This is a genomic window from Paenibacillus sp. Marseille-Q7038, assembly GCF_965111595.1.
This window is the reverse complement of the sequence record NZ_CBCOOM010000001.1, coordinates 2164917-2182811: the sequence shown is the minus strand read 5'-3', so window position 1 is coordinate 2182811 and position 17895 is coordinate 2164917. Positions and strand designations below refer to the sequence as shown.

Annotated in this window: 17 protein-coding genes; 15 read left to right on the top strand and 2 right to left on the bottom strand. The window is 44.4% G+C overall.

Annotation, left to right across the window (positions count from 1 at the left end):
• Positions 1 to 4: 4 nt before the first annotated feature.
• Genes ACWPWY_RS10315 through ACWPWY_RS10305 form a run of 3 tightly spaced genes read left to right on the top strand, consistent with a single transcriptional unit; the run spans position 5 to position 3799 of the window.
• Positions 5 to 913, top strand: a complete 909-nt coding sequence (locus ACWPWY_RS10315; protein WP_454191619.1) for an FAD binding domain-containing protein — start codon at positions 5 to 7, stop codon at positions 911 to 913.
• A gap of 28 nt (positions 914 to 941) precedes the next feature.
• Positions 942 to 3302 carry a xanthine dehydrogenase subunit D gene (gene pucD / locus ACWPWY_RS10310; protein ID WP_454191618.1) on the top strand — a complete coding sequence of 787 codons (2361 nt, stop codon included), beginning with the start codon at positions 942 to 944 and terminating at the stop codon, positions 3300 to 3302.
• Between the two features lie 17 nt (positions 3303 to 3319).
• Positions 3320 to 3799 (top strand): (2Fe-2S)-binding protein, encoded by a 480-nt coding sequence (locus tag ACWPWY_RS10305; RefSeq protein ID WP_454191617.1) that lies wholly within the window; start codon positions 3320 to 3322, stop codon positions 3797 to 3799.
• 117 nt (positions 3800 to 3916) lie between these two features.
• On the opposite strand, the gene ACWPWY_RS10300 is transcribed toward ACWPWY_RS10305, so the two are convergent.
• Positions 3917 to 4117: a hypothetical protein gene (locus ACWPWY_RS10300; RefSeq protein ID WP_454191616.1), complete on the bottom strand. Its 201-nt coding sequence runs from the start codon at positions 4115 to 4117 to the stop codon at positions 3917 to 3919.
• Between the two features lie 304 nt (positions 4118 to 4421).
• Between ACWPWY_RS10300 and ACWPWY_RS10295 the strand changes: the two genes are divergently transcribed.
• From ACWPWY_RS10295 to ACWPWY_RS10265, 7 genes are all read left to right on the top strand, one after another.
• Complete coding sequence (locus ACWPWY_RS10295) at positions 4422 to 4934, top strand: nucleoside deaminase (RefSeq protein ID WP_454191615.1); 513 nt, start codon at positions 4422 to 4424, stop codon at positions 4932 to 4934.
• Between the two features lie 77 nt (positions 4935 to 5011).
• Entirely contained in the window at positions 5012 to 6049 is a 1038-nt protein-coding gene (locus ACWPWY_RS10290; protein ID WP_454192848.1) for an ABC transporter substrate-binding protein, read from the top strand.
• A 379-nt stretch (positions 6050 to 6428) separates the two neighbouring features.
• Positions 6429 to 7520, top strand: coding sequence for a LacI family DNA-binding transcriptional regulator (locus ACWPWY_RS10285; RefSeq protein WP_454192847.1), 1092 nt, complete (start codon positions 6429 to 6431; stop codon positions 7518 to 7520).
• Position 7521: 1 nt separating this feature from the next.
• On the top strand, positions 7522 to 8700 hold the full coding sequence (locus ACWPWY_RS10280; protein ID WP_454191614.1) for a Gfo/Idh/MocA family protein: 1179 nt from the start codon (positions 7522 to 7524) through the stop codon (positions 8698 to 8700).
• A complete protein-coding gene (locus ACWPWY_RS10275; protein WP_454191613.1) occupies positions 8697 to 9419 on the top strand; it encodes a ThuA domain-containing protein in 723 nt (240 codons plus the stop codon). The genes ACWPWY_RS10280 and ACWPWY_RS10275 overlap by 4 nt, the downstream gene beginning before the upstream one ends.
• A gap of 33 nt (positions 9420 to 9452) precedes the next feature.
• A complete protein-coding gene (locus tag ACWPWY_RS10270) occupies positions 9453 to 10559 on the top strand; it encodes a Gfo/Idh/MocA family protein (RefSeq protein WP_454191612.1) in 1107 nt (368 codons plus the stop codon).
• Positions 10560 to 10745: 186 nt separating this feature from the next.
• Entirely contained in the window at positions 10746 to 11096 is a 351-nt protein-coding gene (locus tag ACWPWY_RS10265) for a hypothetical protein (protein ID WP_454191611.1), read from the top strand.
• Between the two features lie 115 nt (positions 11097 to 11211).
• Here ACWPWY_RS10265 and ACWPWY_RS10260 read toward each other — a convergent pair whose 3' ends face one another.
• Positions 11212 to 12561 (bottom strand): lytic polysaccharide monooxygenase, encoded by a 1350-nt coding sequence (locus ACWPWY_RS10260; protein ID WP_454191610.1) that lies wholly within the window; start codon positions 12559 to 12561, stop codon positions 11212 to 11214.
• A gap of 366 nt (positions 12562 to 12927) precedes the next feature.
• Here ACWPWY_RS10260 and ACWPWY_RS10255 point away from each other — a divergent pair, with 366 nt between their 5' ends.
• From ACWPWY_RS10255 to ACWPWY_RS10235, 5 genes are all read left to right on the top strand, one after another.
• On the top strand, positions 12928 to 14088 hold the full coding sequence (locus tag ACWPWY_RS10255) for a type III polyketide synthase (protein ID WP_454191609.1): 1161 nt from the start codon (positions 12928 to 12930) through the stop codon (positions 14086 to 14088).
• The gene (locus ACWPWY_RS10250; protein ID WP_454191608.1) at positions 14075 to 14788 is read left to right on the top strand and encodes a methyltransferase domain-containing protein; all 714 of its coding nucleotides are present in this window, start codon (positions 14075 to 14077) and stop codon (positions 14786 to 14788) included. Before ACWPWY_RS10255 ends, ACWPWY_RS10250 begins: the two co-directional genes overlap by 14 nt.
• Positions 14789 to 14820: 32 nt before the next feature.
• A complete protein-coding gene (locus tag ACWPWY_RS10245; RefSeq protein WP_454191607.1) occupies positions 14821 to 15978 on the top strand; it encodes an NAD(P)/FAD-dependent oxidoreductase in 1158 nt (385 codons plus the stop codon).
• A gap of 281 nt (positions 15979 to 16259) precedes the next feature.
• Positions 16260 to 17219 carry a sugar phosphate isomerase/epimerase family protein gene (locus tag ACWPWY_RS10240; RefSeq protein ID WP_454191606.1) on the top strand — a complete coding sequence of 320 codons (960 nt, stop codon included), beginning with the start codon at positions 16260 to 16262 and terminating at the stop codon, positions 17217 to 17219.
• Complete coding sequence (locus tag ACWPWY_RS10235; RefSeq protein ID WP_454191605.1) at positions 17216 to 17890, top strand: hypothetical protein; 675 nt, start codon at positions 17216 to 17218, stop codon at positions 17888 to 17890. Before ACWPWY_RS10240 ends, ACWPWY_RS10235 begins: the two co-directional genes overlap by 4 nt.
• The last annotated feature ends 5 nt before the right edge of the window (positions 17891 to 17895 follow it).

Sequence of the window (17895 nt, the reverse complement as noted above, 5' to 3'; positions counted from 1 at the left end):
GGATATGGGAATAGGATCTGAACGAATCATGTATCCTGTGTTATGGCAACCGGAAAGTATGGAAGAAGCGAGAAAGATCGTGGAGAATGTATCGCCTCATTATCAGTGGGCGGCAGGCACCACCTTATTACGAACGCAGTGGGAAATGGGCACGGTACCTGTACCAAAGCATCTGATTAGTCTTGCGAGTATACGAGAGTTGAATACGTGTACTACGAAAGAGAATGAATTATGTATTGGAGCATTGATGAGGCTGAATGCCTGTGCTGCCCTTGAGAGAATTCAAACCCAGTTTCCTTTACTGAGTCAGGCTATTGATGTGATCTCAGCACCATCGATCCGAAACCTGGCTACGCTTGGAGGTAATATTGTATCTGGAGTAGGGGATTCGATTCCTGTGTTGCTTGTATATGAAGCGAGTTTGCGATGGATGACAGACACGGGTCTTACGGAGAAGAAACTAACAGAATGCCTGGAAGAATGGCGCAGAGGACAGCGAAGTGCAGATCATTTTCTAACTGAAATCCGGATTCCATTATCTAAGCCTGCACCGGAGGAAGGAAGCCATACCCTCTCCTTCTTCAAAAAGCTCGGAAGAAGAGAAGCCTTTACACCTGCGTTGGTCACGATCGCATTTCATGGAACTATGAATTCTCAAGGAGAATGGTCTTCTCTGGCTATGGCGGCAGGAGGAGGTTCAGGAACAGCGATGAGGCTAGTCCAAACTGAAAAATGGATTCGTCAGTTTCCTGTGGGTAGACTGTCTTTGTCTGAACTAATGAAGCAAGTACAGGATGAATTTGTCACCATTAGCGATGTGTTTGCTACCGATACTTACCGTAAACAAGCGGCTGCCGGTTTATTTGCCTCTGAATTATGGAAGGGAATGAGATCTGCAGGTTACTCCGTATAACCGCATTTATAGGGAAAGGAATGGGAACATGCTGCTAACCAAAGAAACGAGTGGGGGCAAATGGCACAGACGTCCAGACGGAAGAGAAAAAGTGACGGGGACGCTACAATATCTCACGGATAAGTCACTGCCAGGTATGCTTTACGGTCGGGTTAAACGAAGCGATCACCCGTTTGCCCGCATTAGAAACGTGGATACAGCCGAAGCAGAGGCTTTGCCAGGTGTTCATCAGGTACTGACTCACAAGGATGTGCCAGGACTCAATGGATTCGGCATTGCGATTCCGGATCAACCGGTATTTTGTGAGGATTTCGTAAGGTATACGGGTGATGCGATTGCCGCAGTTGCTGCGGATACGCCTGAGATTGCAGAACAGGCACTTCATCTAATCCGTGTTGAATATGAAGTGTTGTCCCCTTTAAGTTCTCCCGAGGCTGCGCTTATAGAAGGAGCACCTTCTTTGCATCCCGCCGGAAATATATTGCACCGGACGGAAGTGAAACGGGGCGACACAAAGACTGATCTGCAAAAAAGCGACCTCGTTATCAAAGAAGTTTATTATACGCCGCGGCAAATGCACACTTATATGGAGACAGAAGGCGGTTTATTTGTCCCGGAAGATAACGGAAGGTTAACGGTTTATGCACCAACACAGCACGGATATAAAGATCGGATGCAGTTATCCCGCATTCTGGATATGCCCGAAGAGTCTATTCGTGTCGTGTCAAGCCCGATCGGCGGTTCCTTCGGCGGAAAAGATGAACTGAATGTTCAGCCATATGGTTCGCTATTGGCTTTGAAGACAAGACGTCCAGTTAAATTCCATAACTCCCGTAAGGAATCGGTGCGTGCCGGACTCAAGCGCCATCCGATGAAAATAGAGATGGAGACGGGTTTTACTAAGGAAGGGATGATTACTTCCCATCTTGTCCGTATTTTATCTGATACGGGTGCCTATGCGACACTTGGAGCGCCAGTGCTTAACTTTGCAACAGAGCATTCCATGGGTCCGTATCAAATACCGAGTGTGGATGTAGAAGGGTTGTCAGTCTACACGAATAATGGTGTTTCTGGAGAGTTCCGTGGATTTGGAGGCAATCAGGCAATCTTTGCAATGGAAGGACAAATGGACCGGGCGGCGGCGTTACTTAGAATAGATCCGTGGGAGATTCGGCGGCGGAATTTACGCAGCAGCACAGATCCAGGACCGCTGGGGCAACAGATCCTTGTCACAAATGGACTGAGTGAAGTATGGGAAGCAGTAGATCATTCCGAACTGTGGAAGAAAAGGAATGGACAAATAGATATAAAAAAAACAAACGCGGTTCCTTCATTAGATTTTTCATCAGAATCACTCTCGCACTCTACAGCAACCCCTTGGATCAAAAAAGGAATAGGCGCTTCTCTTGCGATGCATGGTGCGGGTCTTGGTTACGGAATTCCTGATCCTGCCGGCGGCAGACTTAAACTGAATGCTTCGGGTAAAATCGAGGTTGCTTTTAGTTATGAAGAGTTCGGGCAAGGGCTTGTGGCTACGTTAGAAATTATGTTATGCGATATATTTCGTTGTATCCCGGAAGATATAGAGATCGTAATTGGAGATACAGACCGAGTTCCGCACGGTGGTTCAAGTACCGCTTCACGGTCCACAACGATGGCTTGGATGGCTTTACAGCGGTTGAAAACCCCGTTTAACAACACATTAATAGAACTATGTGCACAGGTTAGCGGGCTTCCTGCATCGGAATTAGTTACGGGAGCGGGAGGAATTTGGCACAGGAGCCGTGATTCGGATTCAAATGAACAAGAGAAGAAATTGTTATCTTACTTGGAGATTGCGGACCTTGCTCCAGAAGAAGATCTCACTTTCGATACGAAATTTCAGTATCCAACAACACCGGATGAAGTGATGGGCGGACATTTTCTCTATACTTATGCGGCAGTAATTGCTGAAGTGGAAGTCAACACGCTGACAGGCGAGGTTAAAGTAGAAGAGATTAAACATATGGTTGCTGCAGGTCCCGTCATGAATCCAATGGGCTATATAGGCCAGATTGAGGGAGGAAGCGGGATGGCACTCGGCTTCACCTTGATGGAGGATGCGATAATGGATCACAGTATGTATGTAACCACGAATTTGGACACCTATTTGATTCCTACCTTTCAGGATATGCATCAGAAAATCACAGTGGAAGCGATCGAAAATTTACCTGAAAATGATCCTTTTGGTCCTAGAGGGATCGGTGAGATCGGTTCCGTGGCACTCGCTCCGGCCATTGTATCGGCGATTCATCAAGCGACGGGGGTTTGGCTAAATAAATTGCCGATTAATAGAGAACTGCTGGCTACTCCGCTGCATTTCGAATGGAAAGAAGGGGTTAACCCATGACAGGGGGCACAACATTCATGAAGTGGAATGGAATTATTAACGGAAATCAGGTAAAGATGGAGGTACCTGCGACGCAGCGGATGGTAACGATTCTAAGGGATCGTTTACTACTAACAGGCACAAAAATCTCATGCGAAATCGGCAGATGTGGAGCTTGTATGATCTTACTCAATGGGGAACCAGTAAATTCCTGTCTACTCATGGCTTATCAATGTGCTGGGCAGGAGATTCAGACCATTGAAGGGCTTGCTTCTTCCAACGAAACGGACCTGCATCCGGTTCAGCAGGCTTTTATTGATGAAGGCGGATTTCAGTGTGGTTATTGTACACCCGGAATGATTCTATGTACGACCAAGTTACTCGAACAGCATCCTAATCCATCTACGGAGCAGATTGAAAAGGTACTTTGCGGCAATCTTTGTCGCTGTACCGGTTATAGCGGGATCATCCGTGCGGTACAGCAAGCGGCAGCTACATCTAGAACTGATCATGAATAGACGAGAACAGAAAAGAGAATAGACGAAAATGATCCGAAAAGAATAAAGAAGCCCCGAATCCATAAGGAAACGGGGTTTTATCGTTTATGTTAGGGTCCAAACGTAGATCATGATGTATTATTTATCAATTTGCTTAGTGATCCAAAAGGTAATAAGGGTAACTGCGCTCAGTGCAGAGATAAGAAACAACACGTAGCCTGTTTTGGTGCGGGTAGTAGAGTGCTGATCATAAAAGTCTGTTGTTTTACGGAAGCATCCGGTCCATAGCTCGGCAATCATGTTGATGACTACCAAACTAAATGAAATGATGACTTTCACTGCCAAACTACCTCACTATCGGTATATGTAAATATAATCCAATATAACGTAATTAGAATGACGAAATCAATTTTTAATAAGTTATTTATAATGTATGCTCTAATATTATTTATTTGTTAACATCTTATGTTAAGTAATTCGATATATTATCTTATTTCTACAGAAAGAAGAAGCCTGTTATGTCTATTTTCACAAAAAGTGAAGAGCTTCTTATTCATCATACCGAATATGTGTTAGATTAATTGACGCGGAAATTGGATGTAGCTAAAATCGAATTATAGCAGAGAGACAAGGAGCGATGACCATGGGGAGTCAAGAAAAACAGCTAGACCACCTTACTTTATTACAAAGAACGATTGAAATTTCGCGGATGGCTCGAGACAGTGGAAACACGCCGTTTGGCGCTTTGTTGGTTGACAAAGACGGCCATATTTTAATGGAGCAAGGCAATGTGGAGATCACCGAACATCGCTGCACAGGTCATGCTGAAACGGCTTTAATGGAAAGAGCATCGCATACATACACACCGGATTTTTTATGGGATTGTACCTTATATACGACGGCAGAACCTTGCGCGATGTGTGCGGGAGCCATGTACTGGGGGAATCTGGGTAGAGTGGTATATGGGATATCAGAGAAGGATCTCCTCGCCCTTACTGGGGATGATCCGCAGAATCCAACCTTTGATCTGCCTTGCCGAGAAATTTTCGCAAGAGGTCAGAAGAGAATTGAGGTCATTGGACCTTTTCCCGAACTTGCAGATGAGATTGCTGCGGTACATGAAGGCTTTTGGAACAGCAGTAAGGCGAAAGCCTGAATACGCATCTTCACTAAGAAAAAATTAGACTATTTTAAATAGAGAATAAAGAAGAAAAATAGGGGAAGTGGAGTGTGATGGGGATGAAGAAGTCAGGGAAACGCCGTAAAAAGTCGGTTAGAATGGGAGCCCTATTGATTGTTTTGAGTATGGCTTTAACTGCCTGCGGAGGAGGAACCAGCTCAGAGAACCCTGATCAGGCCGCAGGTACCCCAGAGCAAACAACGAAAACACCAGTAAAAGTAGTGCTCAACTGGTTTGCTAAATCGGAACACGGTGGTTTTTACGCAGCAGAGGAAGAGGGGATCTATGAAGCCAAGAATCTAGATGTAACCATTGAACCTGGTGGTCCTCAAGTATCTTCTATTCAGATAGTAGCTTCTGGAAAGGCAGAGTTTGGGGTAGCGCATGCGGACCAAATTCTGCTTGCTCGTAAAGAGGGAATACCCATTGTAGCCTTGGCTACTACGTTCCAGATCAGTCCGCAAGCACTGATGTATCATGAAGAGTCAGGAATTAGTGATTTCGGGGACCTGAACGGTCGGACGGTATTTATCCAGCAAGGCCAGCCTTACTGGGAGTTTCTCAAACATAAATATAAACTAGATACCGTCAAAGAAGTAGCTTATACCGGACAACACAGTAACTTTATCGATGATCCACAGTCGGCCAGTCAATCTTTCGTTAATGGAGAGCCCTTTGTCGTTGAGAAACAAGGAGTGAAAGTGAAGACGAAGCTCATTGCTGATTCCGACTATAAGCCGTATGCGGCCGTTATTTATACAACGGAGAAGTATTTGAAAGAAAATCCAGATACCGTAAAAGCTTTTATCGGCGGGACGGTGGAAGGCTGGAATAATTACAAAGAAAATTACGAAAAAATTAACAAAAAAATAAATGAAGTGAACACGAACTTGTCTGAAGATGAAATCGCATTTGGCGAAGAGGCTCAGCGGGAATATGTATATGGCTATGATGCAGAAGAACATGGAGTTGGCTACATGACGGAGGAGCGCTGGACAGAACTCATGCAACAACTTATAGAAATCGGTCTGCTCGATCAAGAGATTGATGTGAATACGACGTTTACTACCGATTATTTACCTGAAAATTAGAGAGGTAGATAAGTTGGCAGCGCACATTGTTTAGTATGGAACCTTGCTCATTCAACTTGAGCAAGGTTTTTCTTATATCGGAAACATGAATGTAATCATCGGCTTACCTTTTCTGTCCCGTTGCCATGGATAATTCTGCTATAATCACTACCATTGAAACAATGCCAGGCGGTGAATAGAAGAAACCTTTTTCATAGACCAAGACATTCATCATATACATAAATAGATAAATGAAATGTAGAATTGAATCAAAGGTTTAGTTAATAAGATGCTTGAAACAGTGGTATTATAAGACACGCTTTTCCAGTGTCTTTTTTACTTTTATTATTGACAGTAATGGAAAGACATGAGAAAATGTACGCGCGTACATTAAATGGAAATGAGTGGATATCTTATCGCTACACGAAAGGAAGTTGCTGAATTTGCGGGGGTGTCGGAAGCTACCGTATCCCGAGTCTTGAATGGGGTGGGTCCCATGAAAGAAGAAACCCGTTCCAAGGTGCTTCATGCAGCAGAGAAACTGGGATATGTGCCGAGTGCGCTTGCACGTAGTTTTGCAAGAAATCGAAGTGGTAATCTCGGTGTGGTTCTGCCGTATATCCCCAAAGCACGCTTATTCTCAAGTTATTATTTCTCCGAAATGCTAAGCGGGATCGGCAGTGCCGTTCGTGAGCAAGGTTATGATCTGCTTCTGTTATTTCGAAGTGAGCAGGAACCGCAGGAATACGAATCTTTTTTTCTGGCTCATAAGGTAGATGCTCTTATTATTCTGGGTTCTAGGGATGAGCCGGGTGAGCGGGAAGCCATACGCAAATTAAAAGATGCAAAACATCCTTTCATTGTGGTGAACCAGCATTTTAAGGGAGAATCATTTCCTGAAGTCGATGTGGATCATGAGGAAGGTAGCAGGCAGGCTGTCACACATTTGATTCAGCAAGGATGCAAACATATTGGATTTTTAAATGGACCTTTAACGTATTCCAACAGTTCAGATCGCCTGTCAGGTTATCAAAAGGCTTTGACACAAGGAAATCTTCAGCTCGATGCAACTTATTTGTTCGAAGGTAATTTTAGCCGCCGAAGCGGATATGAGGCAGCAGAGAAAATGATGGACCTACTTCCAGTGATGGATGGGTTGTTTGTTTCGAATGACCGGATGGCAATCGGAGTGTTACAAAAGTTTAGGGAATGGCAAATTCCTGAAGAGAAATACCCGAAAATAGTCGCATATGATGATTCGGACGCAGCTGAAATCACAGTGCCTCCGCTTAGCAGTGTAAGAGTTCCTTTTTATGAAATGGGAACGATCGCAGCTAATAAGTTGCTTCAAATAGGTAATGATGCAGAGCTCTTTCGTAAGTGGTTTGACGATCCTGTAAGAGAATTACTGCAAGCAGAGCTTATTGTTCGGGCTTCTTCTAGAGTGAATATCGATGTGAATAACCTAACTAACCTAACAAGGAGGATATAGTATGAGTTCAGTTCGTGTTGGAATGGTAGGATATAAATTTATGGGGAAGGCGCACAGTAATGCATACCGAAGTGTTCCTATGTTCTTCCCAAAAGTAAAAAAACCAGAGATGGCTGTTATATGTGGACGCGATGAAGCAGCCGTAAGAGAAGCACAAGAGCAATTTGGTTGGCAGGAAAGTGTGACGGATTGGAAAGAACTTGTACAGCGCGAAGATATTGATCTTATTGATATCAATGCGCCAAGCAATGCACATAAAGAGATTGCACTCGCTGCTGCAAAAGCGGGCAAACATATTTTTTGTGAGAAACCGTTAGCGCTTTCACTTGCGGATTCTCGTGAGATGCTAGGTGCGGCAGAAGCAGCAGGGATTAAGCATATGATCGGTTTTAATTATCGTTTTTCACCTGCGGTACAGCTTGCTAAGGAACTGATTGCGAGCGGAAGACTCGGTAAAATCTATCATTTCCGCGCGACCTTTTTACAAGATTGGATCTTGGACCCTGAGTTTCCGCTTGTATGGCGTTTGCAAAAAGAGATTGCCGGTTCCGGTTCGCATGGTGATCTTGGCGCTCATCTCATCGATATGGCTCGTTTTCTGGTAGGGGAGTTTAAGGAAGTCGTCGGAATGAGCGAGACCTTTATCAAAGAGCGTCCGATTGCATCGGCAATGACTGGGCTTACGGCTACAAAAGGAAATGAGAATACGGAAAAAGGGCCTGTCACTGTAGATGATGCGACGCTGTTTCTAGCTAGATTTGAAAACGGTACCATTGGTAGTTTTGAGGCAACCAGGTTTGCGGCTGGTCATCGAAGTACGAACTCTTTCGAGGTGAATGGCAGTAAAGGCAGTGTCAGATTTGATTTTGAACGGATGAATGAACTGGACGTTTATTTTACAAGTGATGAGGAAGATGTACAAGGTTTCCGCCGGGTGCTGGCAACAGACCAAGCTCACAAATATGCAGAGGCTTGGTGGCCTGCTGGACATCCCATTGGATTCGATCAGACGTTTACTCACGAGATGGTAGAGTTCATGAATGCAATCGAAGAAGATCGTCAGCCGGTTCCTAATTTCTCCGATGGGGTAGCTTGTCAGGCCGTATTAGAAGCAGTGGAGAAATCAGTACAGGAACGCCGCTGGGTGGAACTAACCGAAATGGAGGACATAAACCAATGAAAAAAGCATTGATTGTATGGGGTGGATGGAATGGTCATGAACCTGAATTGGTATCGGCTTTATTTGATGAATGGCTCACCGAAGCTGGTTTTGAAGTAGAACGGTCAAGCACACTGGATGCTTATGCGGACGCAGAAAAACTTCGTGAACTGGATCTGATTGTACCGATGTGGACAATGGGCACGATTGAACAGAAATATGTGGAGAATGTCTCAGCCGCAGTCATTGGCGGAGTAGGCCTTGCTGGGTGTCATGGAGGAATGTGTGACTCCTTCCGAACGAATGTGGATTGGCAGTTTATGACGGGTGGGCAATGGGTAGCTCATCCCGGCAATGATGGAGTCGAGTATACGGTGGAGATCAAGAATAGTTCAAGTCCGTTGCTTGCAGGAATAGACAATTTTCAGGTGAAAAGTGAACAGTATTATCTTCATGTGGATCCAGCAGTAGAGGTTCTTGCTACGACTAGATTTCCGCAAGTAGAAGGTCCGCACAGTGCAAATGGTGCTGTCGATATGCCCGTAGTATGGACGAAAAGGTGGGGGCAAGGCCGAGTGTTCTATAATTCGCTAGGTCATCATGCGGATATTATGGAGCAGTCTTCTGTCAAAGAGATCATGACTCGGGGGCTCTTATGGGCTGCTGAAGGAAAGACATTAGTAGATTCGAGAAATACTGCCGCGAATGCCTATACAGGTATGGCCGATAACCAGCTGTAAAGAAAATGAACATGTTGAAGGGAGATGTTACGCTTGGAAAAAGTGAAGGTAGGTATTATTGGCTGCGGTAAAATAAGCGGGATTTATATGGAGAATTGCAGTAAGTTCGACATTCTGGAACTTGTCGCCTGTGCCGATCTTGATCTGGATCGAGCCAAGGAACAAGCAGCAGCGTATCAGATTCCTAAAGCGCTTACGGTTCCCGAATTGTTAGCCGACCCTGAGATTGAGCTCGTCATCAATCTGACGATTCCTGCGGTTCATGCGAGTGTATGTTTACAGGCGCTTGAGGCAGGGAAACATGTCTATGTGGAAAAACCACTGGCTGTGACTCGGGAAGAAGGAAAACAAGTATTAAAACGCGCAGCGGAGCTTGGTTTACGGGTGGGCTGTGCACCGGAGACTTTTTTTGGTACAGGAATTCAGACGGCACTTAAAACGATTGAAGAAGGGCGTATTGGAACTCCCGTCAGTGCAGCTGCCTTTATGATGAGCCGCGGACATGAACATTGGCATCCCGATCCCGAGTTCTATTATGCGGCAGGCGGAGGTCCGATGTTTGATATGGGACCTTATTATTTAACAGCGCTGATCCAGCTGCTTGGCCCGATTGCAAGCGTTACCGGTATGACAAGTGCCGCGCTTGAAGAACGGGAGATTACAAGTGAAAAGAAACGTGGCCAGAAGGTTAAGGTCGATATTCCAACACATGTCTCGGGTCTTGTCAGATTTCAGAGTGGAGCCGTAGCGAGTCTGATTACAAGTTTTGATATCTTTGGCGGAAGTACGCTTCCAAACATGGAGATCCACGGTACGAAGGGTACACTTCTCGTTCCTGACCCGAATACATTTGGTGGTCCAGTAAAATGGAGAGGGGTGGGAGAGTCGGAGTGGACCGAGGTTCCGCTTATCCCTGGATATGACCGAAATACGCGGGGAATTGGACCTGCAGACATGGCTTATGCCATTCGTAGTGGGCGCAGCCATAGAGCAAGTGGTGAACTTGCGTACCATGTACTGGAAGCCATGTGGGCATTTCATGATGCATCAAGCGAAGGTAAGCATTATACGATGCATAGCACGTGCGAGAGTCCGAAACCACTTCCTTCCGAGCTTCCTTTATATACGCTTGATCAGTAATGATCCTTACACTAGCCCCTTGCGTCTGCAAAGCGGGCTTTTTTTATCCCCTTTATTTTATTGAATTCTCTTATGAAAGGTAGGGCAACCGTAGAAAAATATCTAAAAATATAAAAAAGTGTTGTAAATCTTATAATACCTAGTATAATACTCGGTAAAAGAGAGCGAAGGAGATGCAGGTTGACTATGAACATACAAAATCAAACAAAGTCTTTACAAATGGATGATTATTTAGACCTCTTGAATTATGCAACCCAAATGAAGGACGAAGCATGGAGACAGTCGATTATGGAGCAAATTCGCCATTGTGCAGCGAAATCTGTTCAGCAAGAAGAGTTGCCTGCCCGGAGCGATCTATGGGTTCGATTCGATGCACTTAATGATGAATTACTTGAACTTTTTAAACAATTAAAAGAAGAGACAGATTTGAAAGTAAAGAAAAAAGTAACCGAACAAATCTGGCAATTAAAATATGAACGGGTCACCATTTCAAGACAGCTTGAATCAATTGTGAATGCTAAGCCTAGTTCTACCTAGATTCATATATCTTTAAAATAATCAACAAACCATATCGTTTATTGTTGCAGAGAGATTCACATCATCAAAAAGGAGACCCATAGAGGGTCTCCTTTTTGATGATGTGATTAAAAAATTAATTAACAGACCAAAGGGCTGGTGTTGTAGCAGGTTCCCATCCGCTCAAAGCAGTATGAGGTTGAATGCATTTATAGACAACCCCGTTATAAGTAACTAGGTCGTTCGCTTTGTAAGCGGTTCCGGAAGTCCATTCCGGTGCTGACGTTGATGGAGCAGAAGTTGTGATGGTAAATGCATTGCTAGCAGCGGATACATTCCCTGCAGCATCTTTCGCTTTTATAGTAAAGGTATAATTCGTGCTGCCTGTTAGACCAGTGACGGTGTATTCAAGTGTTGATCCAGACACACTTCCTACTAGAGTATTACCATTATAGATATCATAACCAGTTACAGCTACGTTATCTGTAGAGGCAGACCACATAAGAGAAACGGAATTTGCATTTACTGTCATGGAATGAAGTCCGCTCGGAGCTGTAGGAGCTGTTGTATCAGGTGTAGAAACAGCAGCTGTTTGTACCGTCAGTACATTACTGGCAGCGGATACGTTTCCTGCAGCATCTTTTGCTTTCACTGTAAAAGTGTAGCTTGTATTGGCTGTTAAACCAGTAGCTGTATAAGTCAGAGTTGATCCTGAAACAGTGCCAATGAGCGTACTTCCACGATAAACATCGTAGCCTGTTACACCAACATTATCCGTAGCTGCATTCCAAGCCAGGGATACCGCCGTAGGTGCTACGCTAGAAGAACGCAGGCTGGCTGGAGCAGTTGGTGCAGCTGTGTCTGCTGCTCCGCCGCCACTACCTTTAATATTTGCATCAATTGTATTGTAGAAAGCGTTCCCCGTATCGGAGATCTCCCATACTGCAAGAATAATATGATACCCGCTGCGGTCCGAAGGAATGTCGCATGTATGCGTTACAGTAAAGTCGGGTCTTTTTCCCCCGTCATCAATTTTACAGAAGAGTTCAATGTTGGAACGAGTAATCGGTTTACTTTGATCCCAGCCTGGTTTCGTAATGTAGTATTTCCATTCTTTTGTTGCATGAGCTGCTGTTAAAGTCCAGTTAAAGGTATTGCTGCCAGAATTCAAATCAACTTTTTTCCATCTTGTTGGAGATTGTTCATTCATTTCTGGGAAGATGCCAGCTCCCGAAATTTGTCCATCAGCAGGGCCGGCTGCAGGGAAGTTACCCTTCGCTTCCAGAGATTGCGGTTCATATTGTACATTACCACAGCCTGTATTCTGTCCTTGTTTACACAAGAAAGCACGGCTTTGCGGGGCGCTTAGATACCCGTGTGCTGAAGCGATTCCCGCGGTTACTAAACCTACAACAAGAGCAAATGCTAAACCAAGCAAAATACGAAAACGGAAACTTTTTCTTTCAAGCAAGCGTTGTTCTGTCAAAATGAGTGGCCTCCTTTAAAATGGGGTGACTGGTATTTAATTACCAGTTGTAACTCCTATTTTTATTGATTTCAAATGATTTGTTAAGGGTAAATACTTATAAAAGTGGGATAAAAATTTCGCATTGTGTCACTTTTAATATCATTTATGTAATAAAATCGATTGAAAATTATCTCGTCTGAATATTGTGTCATCTATATTCAACAGATTCGACACGTTTTTTCTCGGGGATGAGACATTTCATTACCTTTCAACTCAGTAAGCATCATACTTATTGAAAGAGGTGAATAAACATAGTTAATACAATAGGGTTAACGAATGAACAAATGAACGAAAATCCGTTTAATTCAATGAGGAGGTAAATATATGACACAAAATTCACAATTCACCGGCATTTCTATATTAGGCATGGGTACCGCACTACCTTCACATCCCATTCCGCAAGCAGATATATCCGAACTGATCACCTCTTCACTGCAGGACCGGCCCGACTTAGCTCGGTTTGCACGAAGGATATTTAGATCCTGTGGAGTAGAGATGCGCTATACATGCGAGCCGGAATTCACCAAAAAATCTTCAGCAGAATGCAGATATTTGCCGTCTAATGATTTCTCTAGAGTGCCAACTACGGAAGAAAGAATGAATACATATAAAAGGGAATCTGTCCCCCTTGGGCTTGCGGCTGCGGAGGCAGCATTACTTGATAGCGGCGTAGATAAAAGTGAAATTACGCATCTGATTACCGTGAGCTGTACGGGGCAGTTTCTTCCTGGGCTTGATGTGATGTTAATGAAAGAGCTTGGCTTATCACCACGCGTGAACCGGCTTCCATTGATTTTCCAAGGTTGCGCGGCGGGTCTTAAAGCGATCCAGATGGCAAGAGATGTAGTTCATGGCTCTCCGGAATCAAAGGTCCTCGTGGTTTGTGTAGAACTGAGTAGTTTACATTTTCAACCGGCTATGGATCGAGAGGCATTATTTGCAGCTTCCTTCTTTGGAGACGGGGCCTCTGGGTGCGTGATTGGAGAAGCTGACAGTAATCATCGTTCCTATCTCGAACTTGGAAAAGGGTACTCCGTTTTGCTACCCGATTCAACGGAAGATATGACGTGGGAAGTGGGCAATGCGGGATTTGATCTCTACTTATCTCCTCGAATCCCCAAACTTTTAGGTGAATATCTTGCTCCGGAACTAGAACTATTGTTAGGAGGGGACAAGCATCCTGAATTATGGGCAATCCATCCAGGCGGAAAAGGAATTGTCGATTCTGTACAAAATGTACTTGGACTTCGTGACGATCAGACAAAATACAGCAGGGATATTCTTAAGAATGCAGGTAACCTGTCATCTGTCACGATTATGTTTGTACTTGCTGCCATGCGTAAGGAGATGAGAGATCAGAATCAGGAAAAAACGAAGGGGATTGCGATGGCATTTGGTCCTGGACTTACCGCAGAACTGATGCAGTTTACTTATGTCCCTGCCTATCAAGCAGCTGAAACGGAGCCTTCCCATGTCTATCTTTAGAAATCTTTCAACAAGAGCAAAAGAAGATGAGTTGATGGATGATTTCTCTCTCGGTGGAGAAGAACTGAGCGAAGCACTCCAGCATTTGCGAAGGTTGAACAAGATTTTTGGAGCTTCGGGTCCCACTTGTTATGGTGTGGAGAAGCTATGGACGGAGATGGGCAGACCGAGTGAGCTGACACTGCTTGATGTCGGTGCTGGATCAGGAGATGTCAATCGCAAACTTCTTAAATGGGCTGACAGCAAAGGGATTGAGATGAAGATTACCCTTGTAGATCTGACGGAAGAAGCTTGCGAAGAAGCACGGTTTTATTTTCAAGATGAAAAGCGTGTACATGTGATTAGAGCAGATGTGAAGTCTCTGCCGGAAGGATACGCAGATATCGTTACGGGTTCTCAGTTCGTACATCATTTCGAGGGACAGGAGCTCGTTGAAATTGTGAGTCACATGCTGAAGTCTTCCAAATTCGGAGTGGTTATTAACGATATTCACAGGCATCCGGTACCTTACACGGCGGTATGGTTAACGACAAGAATCATTTCACGGAACAGGTATATTCGGCACGATGGTCCGCTTTCTGTCGCCAAAGGATTTACACACAAAGACTGGAGCGACCTGAAATCAAAACTGAATCATAAGACGATGACCTATTCATGGAAACCTTTATTCCGCTATGCGGTTGTCATACCTAGAGAGTAAAAAATAGAAGAAGAAGGGAGGGGATTGAGAAGATGGATAACGTGATAGATGTGATTATTATGGGAGCCGGTATCGGGGGTAGTGCTGCTGCCATTCAGCTTGCTGAAAAAGGGCATCAGGTGCTGCTCATTGATCGGCAAGCATTCCCAAGACATAAAACATGCGGCGAATTTATGTCTCCGGAGACCAAGGAGATGCTGGCTTATTTTGGAGTGAATCCACTAGAGCATGGGGTCGAGCCGACAACGATGAAACAAGCTAGGATTATCTTACCGAGTGGCAAAGAGATGGAAGCACGTCTGCCGGGTGAGGCATGGGGCATCAGCAGATATGAACTTGACCTTATGCTTCATAAAAAAGCGCTGGAACTCGGCGTCCAGATCAAGACAAAAGCGATGGTTATAGATGTTCAACAACAAGATGATCACACTTATTTCGTAGAGACAAAGCAAGGACAAACGAAGGAAACTTATCATGCCAAAGCAGTCATTGGAGCTTACGGTATTAGAAAGCCTCGAGGAGTTCCAACGGAACAAGAAGTAGAGCGAAAAGAGCTGGAAGTATTTGTTGGAGTGAAATCACACTATACAGGGATACAAGCAGCAGATGAGGTGGAACTGTATTTTTGTGATGGGGGTTATGTGGGGATCTCACCTGTTAAAGAGGGTGTAGTTAACATAGCCGCATTATTATCCTTTGAAATGGTGCAGCGCAGCGGTAAATCGATTGAGGAGATTCTTAGCGTGGCAGCCTCTACGAATTCTAGGTTATCAGACCGGTTATCAGTGGGAACGCCAGTTCAAGGTACTCAGGTATCTATATCCCCTGTAAAATTATCCGAAGAACCGGAACCCTGGTCTTTCTTTCCACATATAGGTGACGCAATGCTCATGATTCCGCCGCTCTGCGGAGATGGGATGTCGATTGCGCTTCGTTCTTCGATGATCTGTTCCATTGCTACAGATCAGTATCTGAAAGGTAAGCTGACTTATTTGGAGTGGGAGAGCAATTACACTTTAGAAGCGAATCGGGAGTTTTCTGATTTACTGCGCAGAGCCAGAAGGATACAAAAGATTGCTTTTTCGAAAGCAAATCAAATTTTTCCAATCATTGGGCAATTGTTTCCGAGCCTTCCCTCCTATCTGGTGAAATCAACACGGTTGTCTGAACTGGGTATGACTAGGTCCTAGAAATAGTGCTCGTGAGGTTGCTTGTAAAATAACTGCGAACGGTACTCTTTTTAAGAATACAGTCAGACGGCAGGCAAACTAGCTTAAACTAGTTTGCCTGTCGTCTTTTTTATTTCTCGGGAAATCGCATCGTTTTACAAAAAACACGGGATGCTTCTAACCATGTGAAATTAACACTTCGTTGTCATTCTACATACTTCTAGTTAACAATTACCACCTACAATAGAAACAGGTCATGTTTTGTGTGAGCGGGAAACTTTTTTATGGAGGGATGGAGTGAGATGGAAAAAGGGGACTATTCATTTTCGACATGTTGGAACATGAAACGTTACACGGATGATGGACGAGGTATGGTTGAGGAGATAAAGGAGCTTGGATTTCAGCAGGTAGAGCTTAACTATAATGTAACGGACGTTCATTTGAGCACAATCGAGCCGATGATTGAACGTGGAGAGATTGGGATTTCAAGTGTACATAACGTATTTCCTCATACTCCTGATCCGGATTATGGAACAGATTCCGTATTGTTAGGTTTTCAGGATGAAATGAAACGTAAGCGGGCCGTGGAGACGTTAATTGGATCGATGGAATATGCACACCGGTATGGGGCAAAGGCGGTTGTTGTTCATCCTGGTGAAGTTCCGTTTGAGAATGAAATTGATTCGAGGCTAAAAAAGATCTATAGGGAAGAAGGTCCCAATTCAGCTCTTTATGCGCGTGTATTTCAAGAAATGTTGAATAAGCGGGACCAGGCGGCGCCTAAGTACTTGAACACGATCGTGCAAAGTCTTACAGAAGCTTGTGAATATGCAGCGAAAAAGCAGTGGAACATCGCAGTTGGTATTGAAACACGTTCACGCTGCAATCAAATACCCACGTTAAAGGAAGCGAAGATGATCTGTGATGAACTAGCTGGAGCCGGTGTTTACTTATGGTATGACATTGGGCATGCCACCATGATGGAACGTATGGGACTCTATGATAATAAGGAGCAGCTGCAAGAAGTGCTTCCTTACATATATGGTGTTCATATTCATGAAACGGTCGGCTTGTCAGACCATTATTGTCCTTATATCCACAGTCAGGATCGGGATGATTTTGATCGTTTTCTTCCGGCCATAAAGCAGGCAAAGGTAAAAGTTTATGAGCTGAAGTCAATCTGCACGCCGGAAGAAATCCATGCTAGTCACAATCTGTTGCTTGAGAAATTAAAAGTAGGAACGGAGGAACTGAAGCGATGAATACCTCTCATTCGAAGGATGTATGGCTAAAGTATGCACCGTATCTCATGTTTGATTTACATGAACCATTTTATCCAGAGGCAGTAGGGGTTTCTATACTGGAGATGCCGGCGGAATCTCCTTCGTTTCGCAGGTCCTTTCTAGGTTCAGAGTCACAGGTGAAGCAGGTCATTGAATATGCCATCTGGTGGGATTACGAGATTGGGCATTTGTACGAGATGGAGCATGTATGGGTCTATGTAGGGAACGACGGTGAAGTGGTGGATTGTGAGGCGAGTTTTCATGGCAGAGTGCTGAAAGGGCTATTGAAAGATCGCAGTAATTTGATCGAAGATACGCATGTTCGTTTGTACTCTCAGCCAGGCAAGCATGCTTTTTCGCCAATTCCTACCCTGTTTGAACTGCTCCCCAATTTATATCATGCTGCAGGAAGCCAAGCGGGGATAGATGGTCTGCTTGTGAATGATCTGTTCGGTGAATTTTTTTCTACAAATGATGAGATCGATGCGAAGGTAAGGGAATATCTTCAGAGTTTTGCCTTTGTTCCGACTATGGAGTTTACCGAGTATAAGTTTACAGGGGAGCTTATGATGCCCTGGAATGATTTGTTTCTTATGGTGCCGACAAGAATTGAGAACCGAATAAGAGAACTCGGGTTGCAATTACCTTAATAATC

What these genes read in the sequence shown, in the direction of transcription:
- ACWPWY_RS10315 (WP_454191619.1), top strand. Translation starts at nt 5, where the DNA reads ATGGGAATAGGATCTGAACGAATCATGTATCCTGTGTTATGGCAACCG.
- pucD (WP_454191618.1), top strand. Translation starts at nt 942, where the DNA reads ATGCTGCTAACCAAAGAAACGAGTGGGGGCAAATGGCACAGACGTCCA.
- ACWPWY_RS10305 (WP_454191617.1), top strand. Translation starts at nt 3,320, where the DNA reads ATGAAGTGGAATGGAATTATTAACGGAAATCAGGTAAAGATGGAGGTA.
- ACWPWY_RS10295 (WP_454191615.1), top strand. Translation starts at nt 4,422, where the DNA reads ATGGGGAGTCAAGAAAAACAGCTAGACCACCTTACTTTATTACAAAGA.
- ACWPWY_RS10290 (WP_454192848.1), top strand. Translation starts at nt 5,012, where the DNA reads ATGGGGATGAAGAAGTCAGGGAAACGCCGTAAAAAGTCGGTTAGAATG.
- ACWPWY_RS10285 (WP_454192847.1), top strand. Translation starts at nt 6,429, where the DNA reads ATGAGTGGATATCTTATCGCTACACGAAAGGAAGTTGCTGAATTTGCG.
- ACWPWY_RS10280 (WP_454191614.1), top strand. Translation starts at nt 7,522, where the DNA reads ATGAGTTCAGTTCGTGTTGGAATGGTAGGATATAAATTTATGGGGAAG.
- ACWPWY_RS10275 (WP_454191613.1), top strand. Translation starts at nt 8,697, where the DNA reads ATGAAAAAAGCATTGATTGTATGGGGTGGATGGAATGGTCATGAACCT.
- ACWPWY_RS10265 (WP_454191611.1), top strand. Translation starts at nt 10,746, where the DNA reads ATGAACATACAAAATCAAACAAAGTCTTTACAAATGGATGATTATTTA.
- ACWPWY_RS10255 (WP_454191609.1), top strand. Translation starts at nt 12,928, where the DNA reads ATGACACAAAATTCACAATTCACCGGCATTTCTATATTAGGCATGGGT.
- ACWPWY_RS10250 (WP_454191608.1), top strand. Translation starts at nt 14,075, where the DNA reads ATGTCTATCTTTAGAAATCTTTCAACAAGAGCAAAAGAAGATGAGTTG.
- ACWPWY_RS10245 (WP_454191607.1), top strand. Translation starts at nt 14,821, where the DNA reads ATGGATAACGTGATAGATGTGATTATTATGGGAGCCGGTATCGGGGGT.
- ACWPWY_RS10240 (WP_454191606.1), top strand. Translation starts at nt 16,260, where the DNA reads ATGGAAAAAGGGGACTATTCATTTTCGACATGTTGGAACATGAAACGT.
- ACWPWY_RS10235 (WP_454191605.1), top strand. Translation starts at nt 17,216, where the DNA reads ATGAATACCTCTCATTCGAAGGATGTATGGCTAAAGTATGCACCGTAT.